This window comes from Streptomyces sp. NPDC025806 (assembly GCF_055558275.1).
Map to the genome: position 1 here is coordinate 558,875 of NZ_JBVHMU010000001.1, position 15,716 is coordinate 574,590.

Below are 15,716 nucleotides of genomic sequence, written 5' to 3' on the forward strand. Positions count from 1 at the left end.
CGCCCCCAGGGGCATGCTGGTCGCCCCCAGCGACGGGGTCGCTGGACCCAGGGGAGTGCGCCTCGGGGTGCTACTGGGGCGGGGCGTCCTTGAGGATGCAGGTCAGGCGGGCGGTGCAGACGCGGCGGTCCTGGTCGTCCGTGATGACGACCTCGTACGTGGCCGTCGTACGGCCCCGGTGGACCGGCGTCGCCACGCCCGTGACGAGGCCGGAGCGGGCGCTGCGGTGGTGCGTGCAGTTCAGGTCGACGCCGACGGCGATCTTGCCGGAGCCGCCGTGCAGCATGGAGCCGACGGAGCCGAGGGTCTCGGCGAGGACGGCGGAGGCTCCGCCGTGGAGCAGGCCGTAGGGCTGGGTGTTGCCGGCGACGGGCATCGTGGCGACGACCCGGTCCGCCGAGGCTTCCTTGATGTCGATGCCCATGCGCCTGCCGAGGTCCCCGGCCGAGAACAGGGCCGGCAGGTCCACGCCGAGCGCGGCGTACTCGTCGATGACCTCTTGCGGGAACTTCACGCTGTGCTGGTCGCCCATGGGGCCCGGCTCCGTTCGTCGTACCTGTTCCGAAGTGACGTATCGGCTGAGCGAACGCTCAGTCGGTCGTCGATTGTTCCAGGCGGACGACCACGGACTTCCCGGCGGGGGTGTTGCTCACGTCCGCCGTGGCGTCCAGCGGCACCAGCACATTGGTCTCCGGGTAGTACGCGGCGGCGCAGCCCCGGGCCGTCGGGTAGTGCACGACGCGGAAGCCGGGGGCGCGCCGCTCGACGCCGTCGCGCCACTCGCTGACGAGGTCGACGTAGGAGCCGTCGGCGAGCGCGAGGTCGCGGGCGTCCTCCGGGTTGACGAGGACGACGCGGCGGCCGTTCCTGATGCCCCGGTAGCGGTCGTCGAGGCCGTAGATCGTGGTGTTGTACTGGTCGTGCGAGCGCAGGGTCTGCAGCAGGAGGCGGCCCTCGGGCAGGTGCGGATACTCGACGGGCGCGGCGGTGAAGTTGGCTTTGCCGGTGGCGGTGGGGAAGCGGCGCTCGTCGCGCGGGGCGTGCGGGAGTGTGAAGCCTCCGGGGTGCGCCACGCGCGCGTTGAAGTCCTCGAAGCCGGGGACGACGCGGGCTATGCGGTCGCGGATCGTCGCGTAGTCCTTCTCGAACTCCTCCCACGGCGTGTGCGAGGCGTCGCCGAGGACACGGCGGGCCAGGCGGGCCACGATGGCGGGCTCGGAGAGGAGGTGCCGGCTCGCGGGGTCGAGCCGGCCGCGCGAGGCGTGCACCATGCCCATCGAGTCCTCGACGGTGACGAACTGCTCGCCGCCGCCCTGGAGATCGCGCTCGGTGCGGCCGAGCGTGGGCAGGATCAGGGCGCGGGCGCCGGTGACGGCGTGCGAGCGGTTCAGCTTCGTGGAGACGTGGACGGTGAGGCGGGCGCGGCGCATCGCGGCCTCGGTGACCTCGGTGTCGGGGGACGCGGCGACGAAGTTGCCGCCCATGGCGAGGAAGACCTTGGCCTCGCCGTCGCGCAGGGCGCGGATGGCGCGTACGACGTCGTAGCCGTGTGCGCGGGGCGGTGCGAAGCCGAACTCCTTCTCCAGGGCGTCGAGGAAGGCGGGCGCGGGGCGCTCGAAGATGCCCATGGTGCGGTCGCCCTGGACGTTCGAGTGGCCGCGCACGGGGCAGACGCCGGCGCCGGGGCGGCCGATGTTGCCGCGCAGGAGGAGGAAGTTGACCACTTCGCGGATGGTCGGCACGGAGTGCTTGTGCTGGGTCAGGCCCATGGCCCAGCACACGACGGTGCGGCGGGAGTCGAGGATCATCTCCAGGGCGCGATCGATGTCGGCGCGGGAGAGGCCGGTCGCCTTGAGGGTCTCGTCCCAGTCGGCGGCGCGGGCGGCTTCGGCGAACTCCTCGTAGCCGTGGGTGTGTTCGGCGATGAACGCCTCGTCCGTGGCGCCTTCGGTCTCGATGATCAGCTTGTTGAGGAGGCGGAACAGGGCCTGGTCGCCGCCGAGGCGGATCTGCAGGAACAGGTCGGTGAGCGAGGCGCCCTTGGTGAGGCCCTTGGGGGTCTGCGGGTTCTTGAACTTCTCCAGGCCCGCCTCCGGCAGCGGGTTCACCGAGATGATGCGGGCGCCGCCCTCCTTCGCCTTCTCCAGTGCGGAGAGCATCCTCGGGTGGTTCGTGCCCGGGTTCTGCCCGGCGACGATGATCAGGTCCGCCTTGTAGAGGTCCTCGAGCAGGATGCTGCCCTTGCCGACGCCGATCGTCTCGGTGAGGGCGGAGCCGGAGGACTCGTGGCACATGTTCGAACAGTCGGGCAGGTTGTTCGTGCCGAACTCGCGGGCGAAGAGCTGGTAGAGGAACGCCGCCTCGTTGCTGGTGCGGCCCGAGGTGTAGAAGACCGCCTCGTCGGGGGAGGCGAGCGCGGTCAGCTCCTCGCCGATGATGTCGACGGCGCGCTCCCAGGTCACCGGCTCGTACCGGTCCGCGCCCTCGGCCAGGTACATGGGGTGGGTGAGCCGGCCCTGCTGGCCCAGCCAGTACCCGGAGCGGCGCGCGAGGTCCGCCACCGGGTGCGCGGCGAAGAACTCCGGGGTCACCCGGCGCAGGGTGGCCTCCTCGGCGACCGCCTTCGCCCCGTTCTCGCAGAACTCCGCCGCATGCCGGTGCTCGGGCTCGGGCCAGGCGCAGCCGGGGCAGTCGAATCCGTCCTTCTGGTTGACCCGCAGCAGGGTCAGTGCCGTGCGCCGTACGCCCATCTGCTCGCGGGCGATGCGCAGGGACTCCTTGACGGCGGGGAGCCCGGCCGCGTGGTGCTGCGGCGCCGCGACCTGCGGTGCGTCCTGGACCGGGTCCGACGCGGGCGGCTTGCTGGCCATGGCTTGCTCCCCTTCGAGCGGGTGCTGCGGACGGGCTGTGAGCTGTGTCTCCGATCCTCGCACGGGCCACCGACAGCGTGGCCGCCCGCTGTGCGGTGGGCCGGAGTGTCAGTGGGGTCTGGCAGGATCGGGGACGTGGCAGAAACAGCAGCGAAGACGGCGAAGACAAGCGCGACGAAGGCGACGGGCTCCGGTGCCGGGGGACGCCCCCGGCTGATGCTCATGGACGGGCACTCGCTGGCGTACCGGGCGTTCTTCGCGCTGCCCGCGGAGAACTTCACGACGGCGACGGGCCAGCCGACGAACGCGATCTACGGCTTCGCGTCCATGCTGGCGAACACGCTGCGCGACGAGGCGCCCACGCACTTCGCGGTGGCGTTCGACGTGTCCCGCAAGACGTGGCGCTCCGAGGAGTTCACCGAGTACAAGGCGAACCGGTCGAAGACCCCGGACGAGTTCAAGGGCCAGGTCGAGCTGATCGGCGAGCTCCTCGACGCGATGCACACGCCGCGCTTCGCGGTCGACGGCTTCGAGGCCGACGACGTGATCGCCACGCTCGCCACGCAGGCCGAGGCCGAGGGCTTCGAGGTCCTCATCGTCACCGGCGACCGTGACTCGTTCCAGCTGGTCTCGGACCATGTGACCGTCCTGTACCCGACGAAGGGCGTCTCCGAGCTGACCCGGTTCACGCCGGAGAAGGTCCAGGAGAAGTACGGTCTGACGCCGTCGCAGTACCCGGACTTCGCGGCGCTGCGCGGCGACCCGTCGGACAACCTGCCGGGCATCCCGGGCGTCGGCGAGAAGACGGCGGCGAAGTGGATCAACCAGTTCGGTTCCTTCGCCGAGCTGGTCGAGCGCGTCGACGAGGTCAAGGGCAAGGCCGGCGCCAATCTCCGCGAGCACCTCGACGCGGTGAAGCTGAACCGGCGGCTGACCGAGATGGTCCGCGACGTCGAGCTGCCCAAGACGGTCGGTGACCTGGCCCGCGAGGCGTACGACCGCAAGACGGTCACGATGATCCTGGACACCCTGGAGATCCGGAACCCGTCGCTGCGCGAGCGCCTGTTCGCCGTCGACCCGGGCGCCGAGGAGGCCGAGGAGACCCCGGCCGAGCCCGGCGTCGAGCTCGACGGCACGGTCCTCGCCACCGGCGAGGTCGCCCCCTGGCTCGCCGAGCACGGGAACGCGGTGCTGGGTCTGGCCAGCGTCGACAGCTGGTCGCTCGGCACCGGCACGGTCACCGAGATCGCGCTCGCCGCCGCCGGGGGAGAGGCCGCCTGGTTCGACCCGTCGACGCTCGACGAGGCCGACGAGCAGGCCTTCGCCGCCTGGCTGTCCGACGCCGCGAAGCCGAAGGTCCTGCACAACGCCAAGGGCGCCATGCGGGTCTTCGCCGAGCACGGCTGGCGGGTCGAGGGCGTCACCATGGACACGGCGCTCGCCGCGTACCTGGTCAAGCCCGGCCGCCGCTCCTTCGCGCTGGACGCGCTGTCCCTGGAGTACCTGGGCCGCGAGCTGGCCCCCGCCCCCGCCGACGGGCAGCTCGCCTTCGGCACGGACGAGGACGAGCAGGCCGAGGCCGACGCGCTGATGATCAAGGCCCGCGCGATCCTCGACCTCGGCGAGGCGTTCGGCGAGCGACTCAAGGAGGTCGGCGCGGCCGAGCTGCTCACCGACATCGAGCTGCCCACCTCCGCGCTGCTCGCCCGCATGGAGCGGCACGGCATCGCCGCGGACCGCGCGCACCTCGAGGCGATGGAGCAGATGTTCGCGGGCGCCGTGCAGCAGGCCGTGAAGGAGGCGCACGCCTCCGTCGGCCACGAGTTCAACCTCGGCTCGCCCAAGCAGCTCCAGGAGGTGTTCTTCGGCGAGCTCGACCTGCCGAAGACCAAGAAGACCAAGACCGGGTACACGACGGACGCCGACGCGCTCGCCTGGCTCGCCACGCAGACCGACCACGAGCTGCCCGTGATCATGCTGCGCCACCGTGAGCAGGCCAAGCTCCGCGTCACCGTCGAGGGTCTGATCAAGACGATCGCCGCCGACTCCCGGATCCACACGACGTTCAACCAGACGGTGGCCGCGACCGGCCGGCTGTCCTCCACGGACCCGAACCTGCAGAACATCCCGGTCCGTACCGACGAGGGCCGCGCCATCCGCCGCGGCTTCGTCGTCGGCGAGGGCTTCGAGTCCCTGATGACGGCCGACTACAGCCAGATCGAGCTGCGCGTCATGGCCCACCTGTCCGAGGACGAGGGCCTCCTGGAGGCGTTCAACTCCGGCGAGGACCTGCACAACACGGTCGCCTCCCAGGTCTTCGACGTGGCGCCCACCGCCGTCGACGCCGAGATGCGCCGCAAGATCAAGGCCATGTCGTACGGGCTCGCCTACGGCCTGTCCGCGTTCGGCCTCTCCCAGCAGCTGAACATCGAGGCGGGCGAGGCGCGCGCCCTGATGGACACGTACTTCGAGCGGTTCGGCGGGGTGCGCGACTATCTGCGCCGTGTCGTCGACGAGGCCCGCGCCACGGGGTACACGGAGACGATGCTCGGCCGCCGCCGCTACCTGCCCGATCTGAACTCGGACAACCGGCAGCGCCGTGAGATGGCCGAGCGCATGGCGCTCAACGCGCCGATCCAGGGCACCGCCGCCGACATCGTCAAGATCGCGATGCTGAACGTGGACAAGGCGCTGACCGAGGCGAAGCTCACGTCCCGGATGCTGCTCCAGGTCCACGACGAAATCGTCCTGGAGATCGCCCCCGGCGAGGCCGAGGCGGCGGAGGCGCTGGTCCGTCGTGAGATGGCCGCCGCGGTTCACCTCCGGGCTCCGCTGGACGTCTCGGTGGGCCTCGGCCCGGACTGGGAGTCGGCGGCCCACTGACCGGCGCCGCCGGGTGACCGGAGACATGACGGGGCAGGACCATGTGGTCCTGCCCCGTTCTCATGCGCCCTGGGGCCTTGCCTCATCGCCGGGTGCCGCGCCGTGGTGCTTGCTCGCGCCCACGCGGCGAGCCGCACATCAAACAGCCCCGCGCCCCTGGCGGGGCGCGCCGCCCGCCGTAGGGGCCGAGGATCGTCGCCGGGTGCAGCGCCGTCGTGGCTGGTCGCGCAGTTCCCCGCGCCCCTTACGGGGCGCATCTGCCCCGGCGCCGAAACAGCTCTGAAGAACGCCCCCGCAGCCGCCGCACCGCCGCGAACAGGACCGTGCCGACCGCCAGCCCGGCCCCCGCCCCGAAGCACAGCGTCGGGATGATCTCCCAGGGCTTCCACTCCAGGCCCGACTCGTCCACGTACGCCAGCCGGCGCGCGACCCGCAGGACCGCGCCGATGCCCGCGCAGCCGCCGATCAGGACCAGCGCCTGGCCGCGCGCGGCGGTGCGGGGCGCGTCGTCCGGCAGGTCATCCGGGCCGGCTCCCCGCAGGGCCCGCCACAGGAACAGGCCGATCACGCCGAGGGCCAGGGCCGAACCCCCGTACTGCGCGTACCAGTAGAGCGGCGATCCGGCGATCTTCTCGCCCAGGACCGGCAGGACCCGCATGCCCCAGCGGTCCAGGTGCGTGAACGCGTCCCAGACCACGTGCGTCAGCGCGCCGAGCGCCGCCGAGACGTACCAGCGGCTCAGCCCCCGCCATCCGGTCGGCCACGGGGGCCCGCTTCCGGCCAGGGCCCGTACCCGGCCCCGTACCCGGTCCGGCAGCAGCCCCGTCAGCGGCCCGGCCGCCAGCCGCCACAGTCCGACCAGCGCGACAGCGATCGGCACGTCCACGGTGAACACTCCGGGGAAGGAGTGCGTGACCTCGCCGAACCGCATCGCCCCCGGCACCGCGCTCGCCGCGAAGTACGTGACGTCCGGCGCGAACGACCCGGCGACCAGGACCGACGGCACGAACGGGCCCCGCCCCGAACCGTCGCGCCGGATCAGCGGCAGCACCGCCGCGGCATGGCTGAGAGTGAACGGCACGAAAGATCCTCCCCGTTCGGGGCCCGGTTGCGGGACCGACTGAGCCAGGCAGCGTACGGCAGAGGACATCTCCCCGATCAATCGGTGAATACCGGACGCGAACAGGTGTCTGCGCGCAGGAAGTTGTCGTAGGGTCGGCTGCGTCCGTGCGCCGCGGAGCGAACGCGTCCACGAAGCTCCACGAAGTCCCGCGATCCGGGGCGGACCGGGCACACGGGCGAAGTCGGGCGACTGGGAGGGGTTCGCGGCATGGCGGCGGTATTCGGCAGGCGGCTGCGCAGGGGCGCGGTGACCGCGGCGGTCGCCGCCGCGGCGGTGGCGGCGCTCTCCGCGTCGCAGGCCCCGGGGGTTCCCTCGCCCCAGCCGGACAACGGCCGTTCGGCGGCCGACAGTTCCGACGAAGCCTCCGGCCCCGACGGCGCGTCCGGCCCGGACTACTACACCGACCTGCCGAAGCTGAACAGCCCGACCGACGACCCGACCGCCGGCCCCGGCGGCGGAGCCACGGGCGACGCCGAGGCGGGCATACCGGCGACCGTCCTGGACGCGTACAAGAAGGCCGAGGCCGAACTCGCCCGCACCAAGCCCGGGTGCAACGTGTCGTGGGAACTGCTCGCCGCGATCGGCAAGGTCGAGTCCGGCCAGGCGAGCGGCGGCAACGTGGACGCGAACGGCACCACGATCGACCCCATCAAGGGCCCGCCCCTCAACGGCAAGGGCTTCGCCCACATCAAGGACACCGACGGCGGTCTCTACGACGGTGACACGGTGTACGACCGGGCCGTCGGCCCCATGCAGTTCATCCCGACGACCTGGGCCTGGGCCGGCCGCGACGGCAACGGGGACGGCAAGAAGGACCCCAACAACATCTACGACGCCGCCCTCGCCACCGGCCACTACCTGTGCCGCGCCGACCGCGACCTGTCCGACGCGGGCGACCTGAACGCGGCGATCCTCAGCTACAACCACTCGTCGGACTACCTGGCCACCGTGCTGTCCTGGCTGGAGTTCTACCGCAAGGGCGCGCACCAGGTCCCCGACGGCACCGGCGTCCTCCCGCGCCACCCGAGCACCGGCGGCGGCGCGAACCCGTCGCGGACCACCCCGTCCCTGCCCGGAACGGGCGGCGGCAAGAGCCCGTCCCCGACGAAGCCCGCGAAGCCGCCGAAGCCCTCGACCGACCCGACGAAGCCCACCGACCCGTCCGAGCCGTCGAAGCCCACCGACCCCACCGGCCCCACGGACCCGCCGACGAGCACCAGCCCCGCCCAGACCGTGACCAAGCTCGGCGTCGCCGGCACGGGCGACCTCAGCGCCATGGCGGGCGACGTGTTCACCGAGAAGGCCGCCGTGCGCGCCACGAACGGGCTGGGCCGGGGCGTCGGCGGCGTACAGATCCGCTTCGCGGTCGTCGGCGACACCGATGCCACGTTCTCCGGCGGCGCCACCACCGCCTTGGCGACGACGAACAGTTCGGGCGTGGCCACCGCGCCCGCGATGAAGGCCGGTGAGAAGACGGGCGAGTTCACCGTCCGCGCCACCGTCGTCGGCCGCTCCCTGTCCGGCGCCGACCACAAGGCGACCGTCACCGCACGGGCCGCCGACGCACTGGCCCGGGTCGGCGACAAGGAACTCAGCTGCGTGGCCGGCCAGGAGTTCGCCGACCGCGTCACCGTGAAGGCGACCTACAAGGGCGCGGCGGCCGACGGCGTCGCCGCCACCGCCACCCTGATCAAGTCCGCGGACGACGCGACCGAGGCCGACAAGGGCCCCTACTTCAAGGACGCCGACGGCAAGGCGATCCGCACCGTCAAGGGCCTCGAGACCGCCGCCGACGGCACGCTCCTGCTGCCGAAGCTGTACGCGGACGACGCGACCGGCACGTTCCTGCTGCGCGTCACCACGACGGGCGGCGCGACGCTGACCGTGGAGCTGAAGGTGACGGCGGCCCCGACCGGCGGCGCCTCCGAGAGCCCCACGCCCTCCGAGTCCCCGTCGCCCTCCGCGAGCCCGTCCGCATAGCGCCGCACCTCGCACGACCCGAGACGACCCGAGCCCCCGGCCCCTGAAGGCCGGGGGCTCGGGTCGTCCTGTTCCGCCTGTTCTCATCTGCCCCCGGCATTGCTACGGTGCACCGACCCAAGAGGCCTGACGCCCCATCAGATATGGAGGTCGGACATGCGCGCCCTCATCGCGGCCGCGATCGGACTGGCCGCGGCCCTCGCCCTCGTGCTCACGATCACGGCGATCGGCGCCCCGGCGGGCAAGACCTCGCCGAAACCACTGCTCACCACCGTCCCCAAGCACGTCTGAACCGACCCCGTCCGAACGACCCCGCACGTCTGACCGGACCGCCGAGGAGGGCCGCCGAGATGCGCCGCAAGGCAAGCCTGATCCTGCTCGCCTTCGCCGTGTTCTTCACGGCGATGTCCCCGCTCATGCGCTGGTACGCGTTCCCGCGCCTGGCGAAGATCCCGCCCAGCCAGTACCAGAACGTCGTCCTGGAGGCCAAGAACCCCACCCTGCTCGACTACGGCACCATGCAGGCCAAGAAGGTCTCCAAGGTCAGCATCGTGCAGACCCTCAAGGGCGACGTCGAGAAGGCGAAACGCATCAGCGACAGCGCCGGCCGCGACGTCGTCGTCTGGGACGCCCTGTCCTACGTCGTCGGACCCGACGGCAAGATGGTCTCCAAGATCCCCGAGCGCTACATCTTCGACGCCCACAGCTCCGAACCCGTCCACGCCACCGGCGAGATGGTCGACGGCGACCCGGTCCGGCGCGACGGCATCGAGTTCAAGTGGCCCTTCCTCACCGAGAAACGCGACTACGAGTACTTCGACGCCCAGGCCCGCATCACCCGCCCCATCCACTACAAGGGCACCACGACCTTCCGCGGCATCAAGGTCTACTACTTCGAGCAGACCATCCCCTGGATGAAGGTCCCGCTGCCCAGGACGATGCCGGTCAAGGGCATCACCCCCGAGTCCGTCGCCAAGACCGGCACCACCCGCTGGTACACGACCACACGCAAGTTCTGGGTCGAACCCACCACCGGCGCACCGGTCTACGGCGAGGAGATCATGGAGAACGAGCTGCGCGGCGGCACCCTGCTCGGCGGCCGGGACAAGGTCACCGTGTTCAAGGGACACGTCAAGATGCGCGAGGACTCCATCCAGGCCACCGTCGACCTCGTCAGCTCCAACCGCGTCCTCGTCCTCCTGCTCACCTCGTACCTGCCCTGGGGCTTCCTCGGCGTCGGCATCCTCCTGCTCGCCCTCTCCCTGTGGCTGGAGGCCCGCAGCCGGCGCCCCGGGGACCCGGAGGGCACGGCCGTGCCGCACCCCGAAACGGTCAGCGCCTGAGCCGCGCGTTCGTGTGCCGGGTCGGCTCGGCCGCCGCCGGGTCCTCCGGCCACGGATGCTTCGGGTACCGGCCGCGCAGATCGGCCCGCACCGCGCGATAGCCCTCGCGCCAGAACGACGCCAGATCGGCGGTCACCGCCGCCGGACGCCCGGCCGGGGACAGCAGATGCACGAGCACCGGCACCCCGGCCAGGCGCGGCGTCTCCTGCAGCCCGAACATCTCCTGCAGCTTCACCGCGAGCACCGGCCGCTCCGGATCCGCGTAGTCGACCCGGATCCGCGAACCGCTCGGCACCTCGAGCCGCTCCGGCGCCAGCTCGTCGAGCCGCGCCGCCTCCCCGCCCGCCCACGGCAGCAGCCGCGTCAGCGCCCGCCCCGCGTCGATCCGCCCCAGATCGGCCCGCCGCCGCGCCGCACTCAGCTCCGGCTCCAGCCACTCGTCGGCCCGCGCGAGCAACGCCTCGTCGCTCACGTCCGGCCACGGCTCCCCGAGCCGATGCCACAGGAACGCGAGGCGCTCCCGCAGCCCCCGCGCGTCCCGGTCCCACCGCAGCAGCCCGACCCCCTCCCGCCGCAGCCCCTCCAGCAATCCTTCCCGTACGAGCCCGGGCGCGGGGTCCCGGATCGGACGCACGGTCAGCTCGACGGCCCCGAGCCGCTCGACGTGCCGGGCCACCAACTCCCCGTCCACCCACGCCACTTCGTCGCCCTCGCCGTACAGCGAGCCCGCCGCCCACCGTGCGACGTCCTCGTCCACGACGGCCCCGAGCCGCACGCGCGCGTGCCCGGCGCCCACCGGCCGGTCCGCCACCGCGACGGCCACCCACGCCGCGTCCCGCAGCGCGCTCCCGTCCCCGGCCTCGGCCCGCGTCCCGGACACCATGAGCCACGACCCCTTGTCCTTACGGGCGATCCGCTCGGGAAACGCGAGGGCCGCGACGACCCCCACGACGTACTCGTCCCCGCCCTGCCCCCGCGTCGGCACCGGACCGCCGTCGGTCCCCTCCGGCGCGGAGTCACCCGCGAGCGACGCCAGCCGCCGCACCTCCTGACGCCAGCGCCCGCCGTACGCGTCACCCCCGCGCCGCGCCGCCCGCAGCGCCCCGGCCAGATCGTCCCCGTACTCGCGCGGCGGCTCCTCGCTCAGCAGGGCCACCGCCTCCGCCGCCCGCCGGGGCGTCACCACTGGCGCCGCGTCGAGCAGCGCCCGGCCGAGCCGGGGATGCAGGCCGAGGCGGGACAGGCGCCGGCCCCGGTCCGTGACCCGCCCCGAGTCGGGCTCCACCGCGCCGACCGCCGTCAGGACCTCCCGAGCCGCCGCCATCGCCCCGGCGGGCGGCTCGTCGAGAAGGGCGAGGTCCGAGGCGTCGGGGCTGCCCCAGCACGCGGCCTGCAACGCGAACGCCGTCAGGTCCGCCACCTTGATCTCCGGCGACGGGAAGCGGGACAGACGGGCGTCCTCCGCCTCGTCCCAGCAGCGGTACACGGACCCGGGCGCCTCACGCCCGGCGCGCCCCGCCCGCTGGGTGCCGGACGCCCGGGACGCCCGTACCGTCGTCAGCGCGCTCAGCCCCCGCGCGTGATCCACCCGCGGCTCCCGCGCCAGCCCCGCGTCCACGACGACCCGCACCCCCGGCACGGTCAGCGACGACTCGGCGACGGCCGTGGCCAGGACCACCCGGCGCCGCTCACCGGGGGAGAGCACCGCGTCCTGCACCGCGGCCGGTGCCCGCCCGTGCACCGGGAGCACCTCCACGTCACCGAGAGCCCCCAGCTGACCGGCCACCCGCGCGATCTCGCCGACCCCGGGAAGGAAACACAGCACGTCCCCGGACCGCTCCGCGAGCGCCCGCCGCACCACCGACGCCACATGCGTGAGCAGCGCCGGATCCACCCGCATCCCGTGCGGCGGTCGCACCGGCCGGGCCGGCGGCGCCCACACCGTCTCCACCGGGAACGCGGCGCCCTCGGCCTCGACCACCGGCGCGCCCCCGAGCAGCGCCGACCAGCCCTGCGCGTCGGTCGTCGCCGACGCCGCGACCAGTTCCAGCTCGGGCCGCAGCGTCGCGCGCACGTCCCACAGGAACGCCGCCACCGTGTCCGCGTCCAGATGCCGCTCGTGCACCTCGTCGAGCAGGACCACGTCGACCCCGGCCAGCTCCTGGTCCCGCTGGAGCCGCTGCACCAGGACACCCGTGGTCACGACCTCCACGACGGTGCGCGGCCCGACGGTCCGCTCGCCGCGCACCGTGAAACCCACCCGCTCGCCGACCCGCTCGCCCAGCAGCCACGCCATCCGCCGCGCCGCCGCCCGCGCCGCGATCCGGCGCGGCTCGGCGACCACGACCCGGCGCACCGGCCCGTCCCCGCCGAGCAGCCCGGCCAGGAACAGCGGCACCAGCGTCGTCTTGCCGGTGCCCGGAGGGGCGACGAGCACCGCGACCCCGCCCGCGTCGAGCGCGGAGCGCAGCGCGGGCAGCGCGGAACGGACGGGCAGGGCCTCCAGGGCGGCGTCACGGATCACCCGGCCAGTGTCTCGTGCGTTCTAGGGCGTGTGTCGAAAGTCCCGCCTGCCCCGCGGTGTCCGGCACGCACGCTCGCGGCGTTGCCGAAACGACCTAATAGCTCCGCTATGAGGACGCTCCGGCGCCTTGCGATCGCACGCACCGGACACCGCGGGGCCCGCCCTTCGGGCGGACGACGGGACTTTCGACACACGCCCTAGTCCCGCTCGCACACGAAGATGGCGGTGCCCGGGATCAGGTTCCCGCGCAGCGGCGACCAGCCGCCCCACTCCTGCGTGTTCCACGCGGGCCACTCCGGTTCGACGAGGTCCACGAGCCGGAAGCCGCCCGCGACCACGTCCCGCACCCGGTCGCCGACCGTGCGGTGGTGCTCCACGTACACGGCGCGGCCCTCCTCGTCCTGCTCCACATAAGGAGTGCGGTCGAAATAGGAGGCGGCGACGCTCAGCCCCTCGGGGCCCGGCTCGTCCGGGAACGCCCAGCGGATCGGGTGCGTCACGGAGAAGACGAAGCGACCGCCGGGCCGCAGCACGCGACGCACCTCGCGCAGCACCTGTACCGGGTCGGCGACGAAGGGCAGCGCGCCGTAGGCGGAGCAGGCCAGGTCGAAGGAGCCGTCCAGGAAGGGGAGCGCCCCCGCGTCCGCCTCCACCAGCGGCACCTTCCCGCCGTCGATGCGCAGGGCGTGCTGGAGCTGGCGGTGCGAGAGGTCGAGGGCGACCGGGCGGGCGCCCTGCGCGGCGAGCCATCGCGAGCACTGGGCGGCGCCGGCGCCGATCTCCAGGACGTCGCGGCCGGCCAGCTCCTCCGCGGGGCCGAGCAGCTCGGCCTCCACCTCGTCGAGGCCCTCGGGGCCCCACACGAAGCGGTCGTCGCCGAGGAAGGTGCCGTGCTCGACCTGGTACTCGTCCGCGTTCCGGTCCCACCAGCCGCGGTTGGCCCGGGAGCTCTCGCCCGTGTCGGCGTCGCGCCGGGTCGCCGTCGAATCCTCGTCCACGGAGGACGCCGGTGCCGCCGGCAGGGACTCGTGCTCTTGCATGCGTCCGGACTCTTGGATGATGAGCTCCCTCGTCGTACTCTTCCGTAACCCCGCCGCCGGGAAGAGGGCGCCGCGAGCGTTCGCTGCGGCCCTCGTAGCCTCGTGCGACTGGATTTCTGCCGGGATTGCGGCGATCCGCCCCTGGTGTGCGCCTTCGCGCATTGACCGTGCCCGGCAGCCCCCGTATGCTACAAGTTGCGCTGCGGGCCTGCGCACCTCAGACATAGCAGGCTGTGCTCGCATCTGTTGCATGTCCCCTCGGTTGTCGAGGCGCCCCCGGTTCCGGGCAGGCGCTTCCTAGGCTGTCCGGCTTCTTCGGTGCGAAACAGGTCCCGGCGTAGCAGTACCCACCGACTTTCAATGTCCGCCGGAGCCCTTTCCCACATGACGAGCAGCACCGAGACCACCGCCACCACCCCGCAGGTTGCGGTCAACGACATCGGTAACGAGGAAGCTTTCCTCGCCGCCATCGACGAGACGATCAAGTACTTCAACGATGGCGACATCGTCGACGGCGTCATCGTCAAGGTTGACCGGGACGAGGTTCTCCTCGACATCGGTTACAAGACCGAAGGTGTCATCCCGAGCCGCGAGCTCTCGATCAAGCACGACGTCGACCCGAACGAGGTCGTGGCCGTCGGCGACGAGATCGAGGCCCTGGTTCTCCAGAAGGAGGACAAGGAAGGCCGCCTGATCCTCTCGAAGAAGCGCGCTCAGTACGAGCGTGCCTGGGGCACCATCGAGAAGATCAAGGAAGAGGACGGCATCGTCACCGGTACCGTCATCGAGGTCGTCAAGGGTGGTCTCATCCTCGACATCGGCCTCCGCGGCTTCCTCCCGGCCTCCCTGGTCGAGATGCGCCGTGTCCGCGACCTCCAGCCTTACGTGGGCAAGGAGCTCGAGGCGAAGATCATCGAGCTGGACAAGAACCGCAACAACGTGGTCCTGTCCCGCCGTGCCTGGCTGGAGCAGACCCAGTCCGAGGTCCGCCAGACGTTCCTCACGACCCTCCAGAAGGGTCAGGTCCGCTCCGGCGTCGTGTCCTCGATCGTCAACTTCGGTGCCTTCGTGGACCTGGGTGGCGTCGACGGTCTGGTTCACGTCTCCGAGCTCTCCTGGAAGCACATCGACCACCCGTCCGAGGTTGTCGAGGTCGGCCAGGAAGTCACCGTCGAGGTCCTCGACGTCGACATGGACCGCGAGCGTGTCTCCCTGTCGCTGAAGGCGACGCAGGAGGACCCGTGGCAGCAGTTCGCCCGTACCCACCAGATCGGCCAGGTCGTCCCGGGTAAGGTCACGAAGCTGGTTCCGTTCGGTGCGTTCGTCCGCGTGGACGAGGGCATCGAGGGTCTGGTCCACATCTCCGAGCTGGCCGAGCGCCACGTGGAGATCCCGGAGCAGGTCGTCCAGGTCAACGACGAGATCTTCGTCAAGGTCATCGACATCGACCTCGAGCGTCGCCGCATCAGCCTCTCGCTGAAGCAGGCCAACGAGGCCTTCGGCGCCGACCCGTCGGCCGTCGAGTTCGACCCGACCCTGTACGGCATGGCCGCGTCGTACGACGACCAGGGCAACTACATCTACCCCGAGGGCTTCGACCCCGAGACCAACGACTGGCTCGAGGGCTTCGAGACCCAGCGCGAGGCCTGGGAGACCCAGTACGCCGAGGCGCAGCAGCGCTTCGAGCAGCACCAGGCTCAGGTCATCAAGTCCCGCGAGGCCGACGCTCAGGCCGAGGCCGAGGGTGCCGTCGCCGGCGCCGGTGCGGCTCCGGCCGCGTCCGGTGGCGGTTCGTACTCCTCGGAGTCGGACGACAACTCGGGCGCGCTCGCTTCGGACGAGGCGCTTGCCGCGCTGCGTGAGAAGCTGGCGGGTGGCCAGAGCTGAATCGCTCTGCGCTAGCAGCTAGTTGAACAGTGGGCCCGCACCTTTTGGTGCGGGCCCACTGTTTTT

At 72.1% G+C, this 15,716-nt stretch carries 10 protein-coding genes; 5 read left to right on the forward strand and 5 right to left on the reverse strand.

Features of this window, described 5'->3' with window-relative positions:
- Positions 1-70 precede the first annotated feature (70 nt).
- Complete coding sequence (locus ACZ4E1_RS02515; protein ID WP_467535049.1) at positions 71-532, reverse strand: PaaI family thioesterase; 462 nt, start codon at positions 530-532, stop codon at positions 71-73.
- Between the two features lie 58 nt (positions 533-590).
- Complete coding sequence (locus ACZ4E1_RS02520; RefSeq protein WP_467535051.1) at positions 591-2,870, reverse strand: FdhF/YdeP family oxidoreductase; 2,280 nt, start codon at positions 2,868-2,870, stop codon at positions 591-593.
- Between the two features lie 216 nt (positions 2,871-3,086).
- On the opposite strand from ACZ4E1_RS02520, the gene polA reads away from it, so the two are divergent.
- Positions 3,087-5,753, forward strand: a complete 2,667-nt coding sequence (polA, locus tag ACZ4E1_RS02525) for a DNA polymerase I (RefSeq protein WP_467535420.1) — start codon at positions 3,087-3,089, stop codon at positions 5,751-5,753.
- A gap of 244 nt (positions 5,754-5,997) precedes the next feature.
- Here polA and ACZ4E1_RS02530 read toward each other — a convergent pair whose 3' ends face one another.
- Positions 5,998-6,834: a DUF4184 family protein gene (locus tag ACZ4E1_RS02530; RefSeq protein WP_467535053.1), complete on the reverse strand. Its 837-nt coding sequence runs from the start codon at positions 6,832-6,834 to the stop codon at positions 5,998-6,000.
- Positions 6,835-7,083: 249 nt separating this feature from the next.
- Between ACZ4E1_RS02530 and ACZ4E1_RS02535 the strand changes: the two genes are divergently transcribed.
- The 3 genes from ACZ4E1_RS02535 (at position 7,084) to pgfA (ending at position 10,199) form a co-directional block, all read left to right on the forward strand.
- Positions 7,084-8,856 carry a lytic transglycosylase domain-containing protein gene (locus tag ACZ4E1_RS02535; protein ID WP_467535055.1) on the forward strand — a complete coding sequence of 591 codons (1,773 nt, stop codon included), beginning with the start codon at positions 7,084-7,086 and terminating at the stop codon, positions 8,854-8,856.
- A 156-nt stretch (positions 8,857-9,012) separates the two neighbouring features.
- The gene (locus tag ACZ4E1_RS02540) at positions 9,013-9,147 is read left to right on the forward strand and encodes an SPW_0924 family protein (protein ID WP_188339526.1); all 135 of its coding nucleotides are present in this window, start codon (positions 9,013-9,015) and stop codon (positions 9,145-9,147) included.
- Positions 9,148-9,206: 59 nt separating this feature from the next.
- A complete protein-coding gene (gene pgfA / locus ACZ4E1_RS02545; RefSeq protein ID WP_467535057.1) occupies positions 9,207-10,199 on the forward strand; it encodes a cell envelope lipid trafficking protein PgfA in 993 nt (330 codons plus the stop codon).
- On the opposite strand, the gene hrpB is transcribed toward pgfA, so the two are convergent.
- Entirely contained in the window at positions 10,189-12,723 is a 2,535-nt protein-coding gene (gene hrpB, locus ACZ4E1_RS02550) for an ATP-dependent helicase HrpB (RefSeq protein WP_467535059.1), read from the reverse strand. The two genes, pgfA and hrpB, sit on opposite strands and share 11 nt — an antisense overlap.
- A gap of 197 nt (positions 12,724-12,920) precedes the next feature.
- On the reverse strand, positions 12,921-13,763 hold the full coding sequence (locus ACZ4E1_RS02555; RefSeq protein ID WP_467535061.1) for a class I SAM-dependent methyltransferase: 843 nt from the start codon (positions 13,761-13,763) through the stop codon (positions 12,921-12,923).
- A gap of 384 nt (positions 13,764-14,147) precedes the next feature.
- On the opposite strand from ACZ4E1_RS02555, the gene rpsA reads away from it, so the two are divergent.
- On the forward strand, positions 14,148-15,650 hold the full coding sequence (rpsA, locus tag ACZ4E1_RS02560) for a 30S ribosomal protein S1 (RefSeq protein ID WP_161305797.1): 1,503 nt from the start codon (positions 14,148-14,150) through the stop codon (positions 15,648-15,650).
- Positions 15,651-15,716 lie beyond the last annotated feature (66 nt).

Bases quoted from the DNA above. Each gene is read 5' to 3' on its own strand.
- rpsA (WP_161305797.1), top strand. From the start codon at position 14,148: ATGACGAGCAGCACCGAGACCACCGCCACCACCCCGCAGGTTGCGGTC.
- ACZ4E1_RS02520 (WP_467535051.1), bottom strand. From the start codon at position 2,870: ATGGCCAGCAAGCCGCCCGCGTCGGACCCGGTCCAGGACGCACCGCAG.
- polA (WP_467535420.1), top strand. From the start codon at position 3,087: ATGCTCATGGACGGGCACTCGCTGGCGTACCGGGCGTTCTTCGCGCTG.
- ACZ4E1_RS02535 (WP_467535055.1), top strand. From the start codon at position 7,084: ATGGCGGCGGTATTCGGCAGGCGGCTGCGCAGGGGCGCGGTGACCGCG.
- ACZ4E1_RS02515 (WP_467535049.1), bottom strand. From the start codon at position 532: ATGGGCGACCAGCACAGCGTGAAGTTCCCGCAAGAGGTCATCGACGAG.
- ACZ4E1_RS02540 (WP_188339526.1), top strand. From the start codon at position 9,013: ATGCGCGCCCTCATCGCGGCCGCGATCGGACTGGCCGCGGCCCTCGCC.
- ACZ4E1_RS02555 (WP_467535061.1), bottom strand. From the start codon at position 13,763: ATGCAAGAGCACGAGTCCCTGCCGGCGGCACCGGCGTCCTCCGTGGAC.
- pgfA (WP_467535057.1), top strand. From the start codon at position 9,207: ATGCGCCGCAAGGCAAGCCTGATCCTGCTCGCCTTCGCCGTGTTCTTC.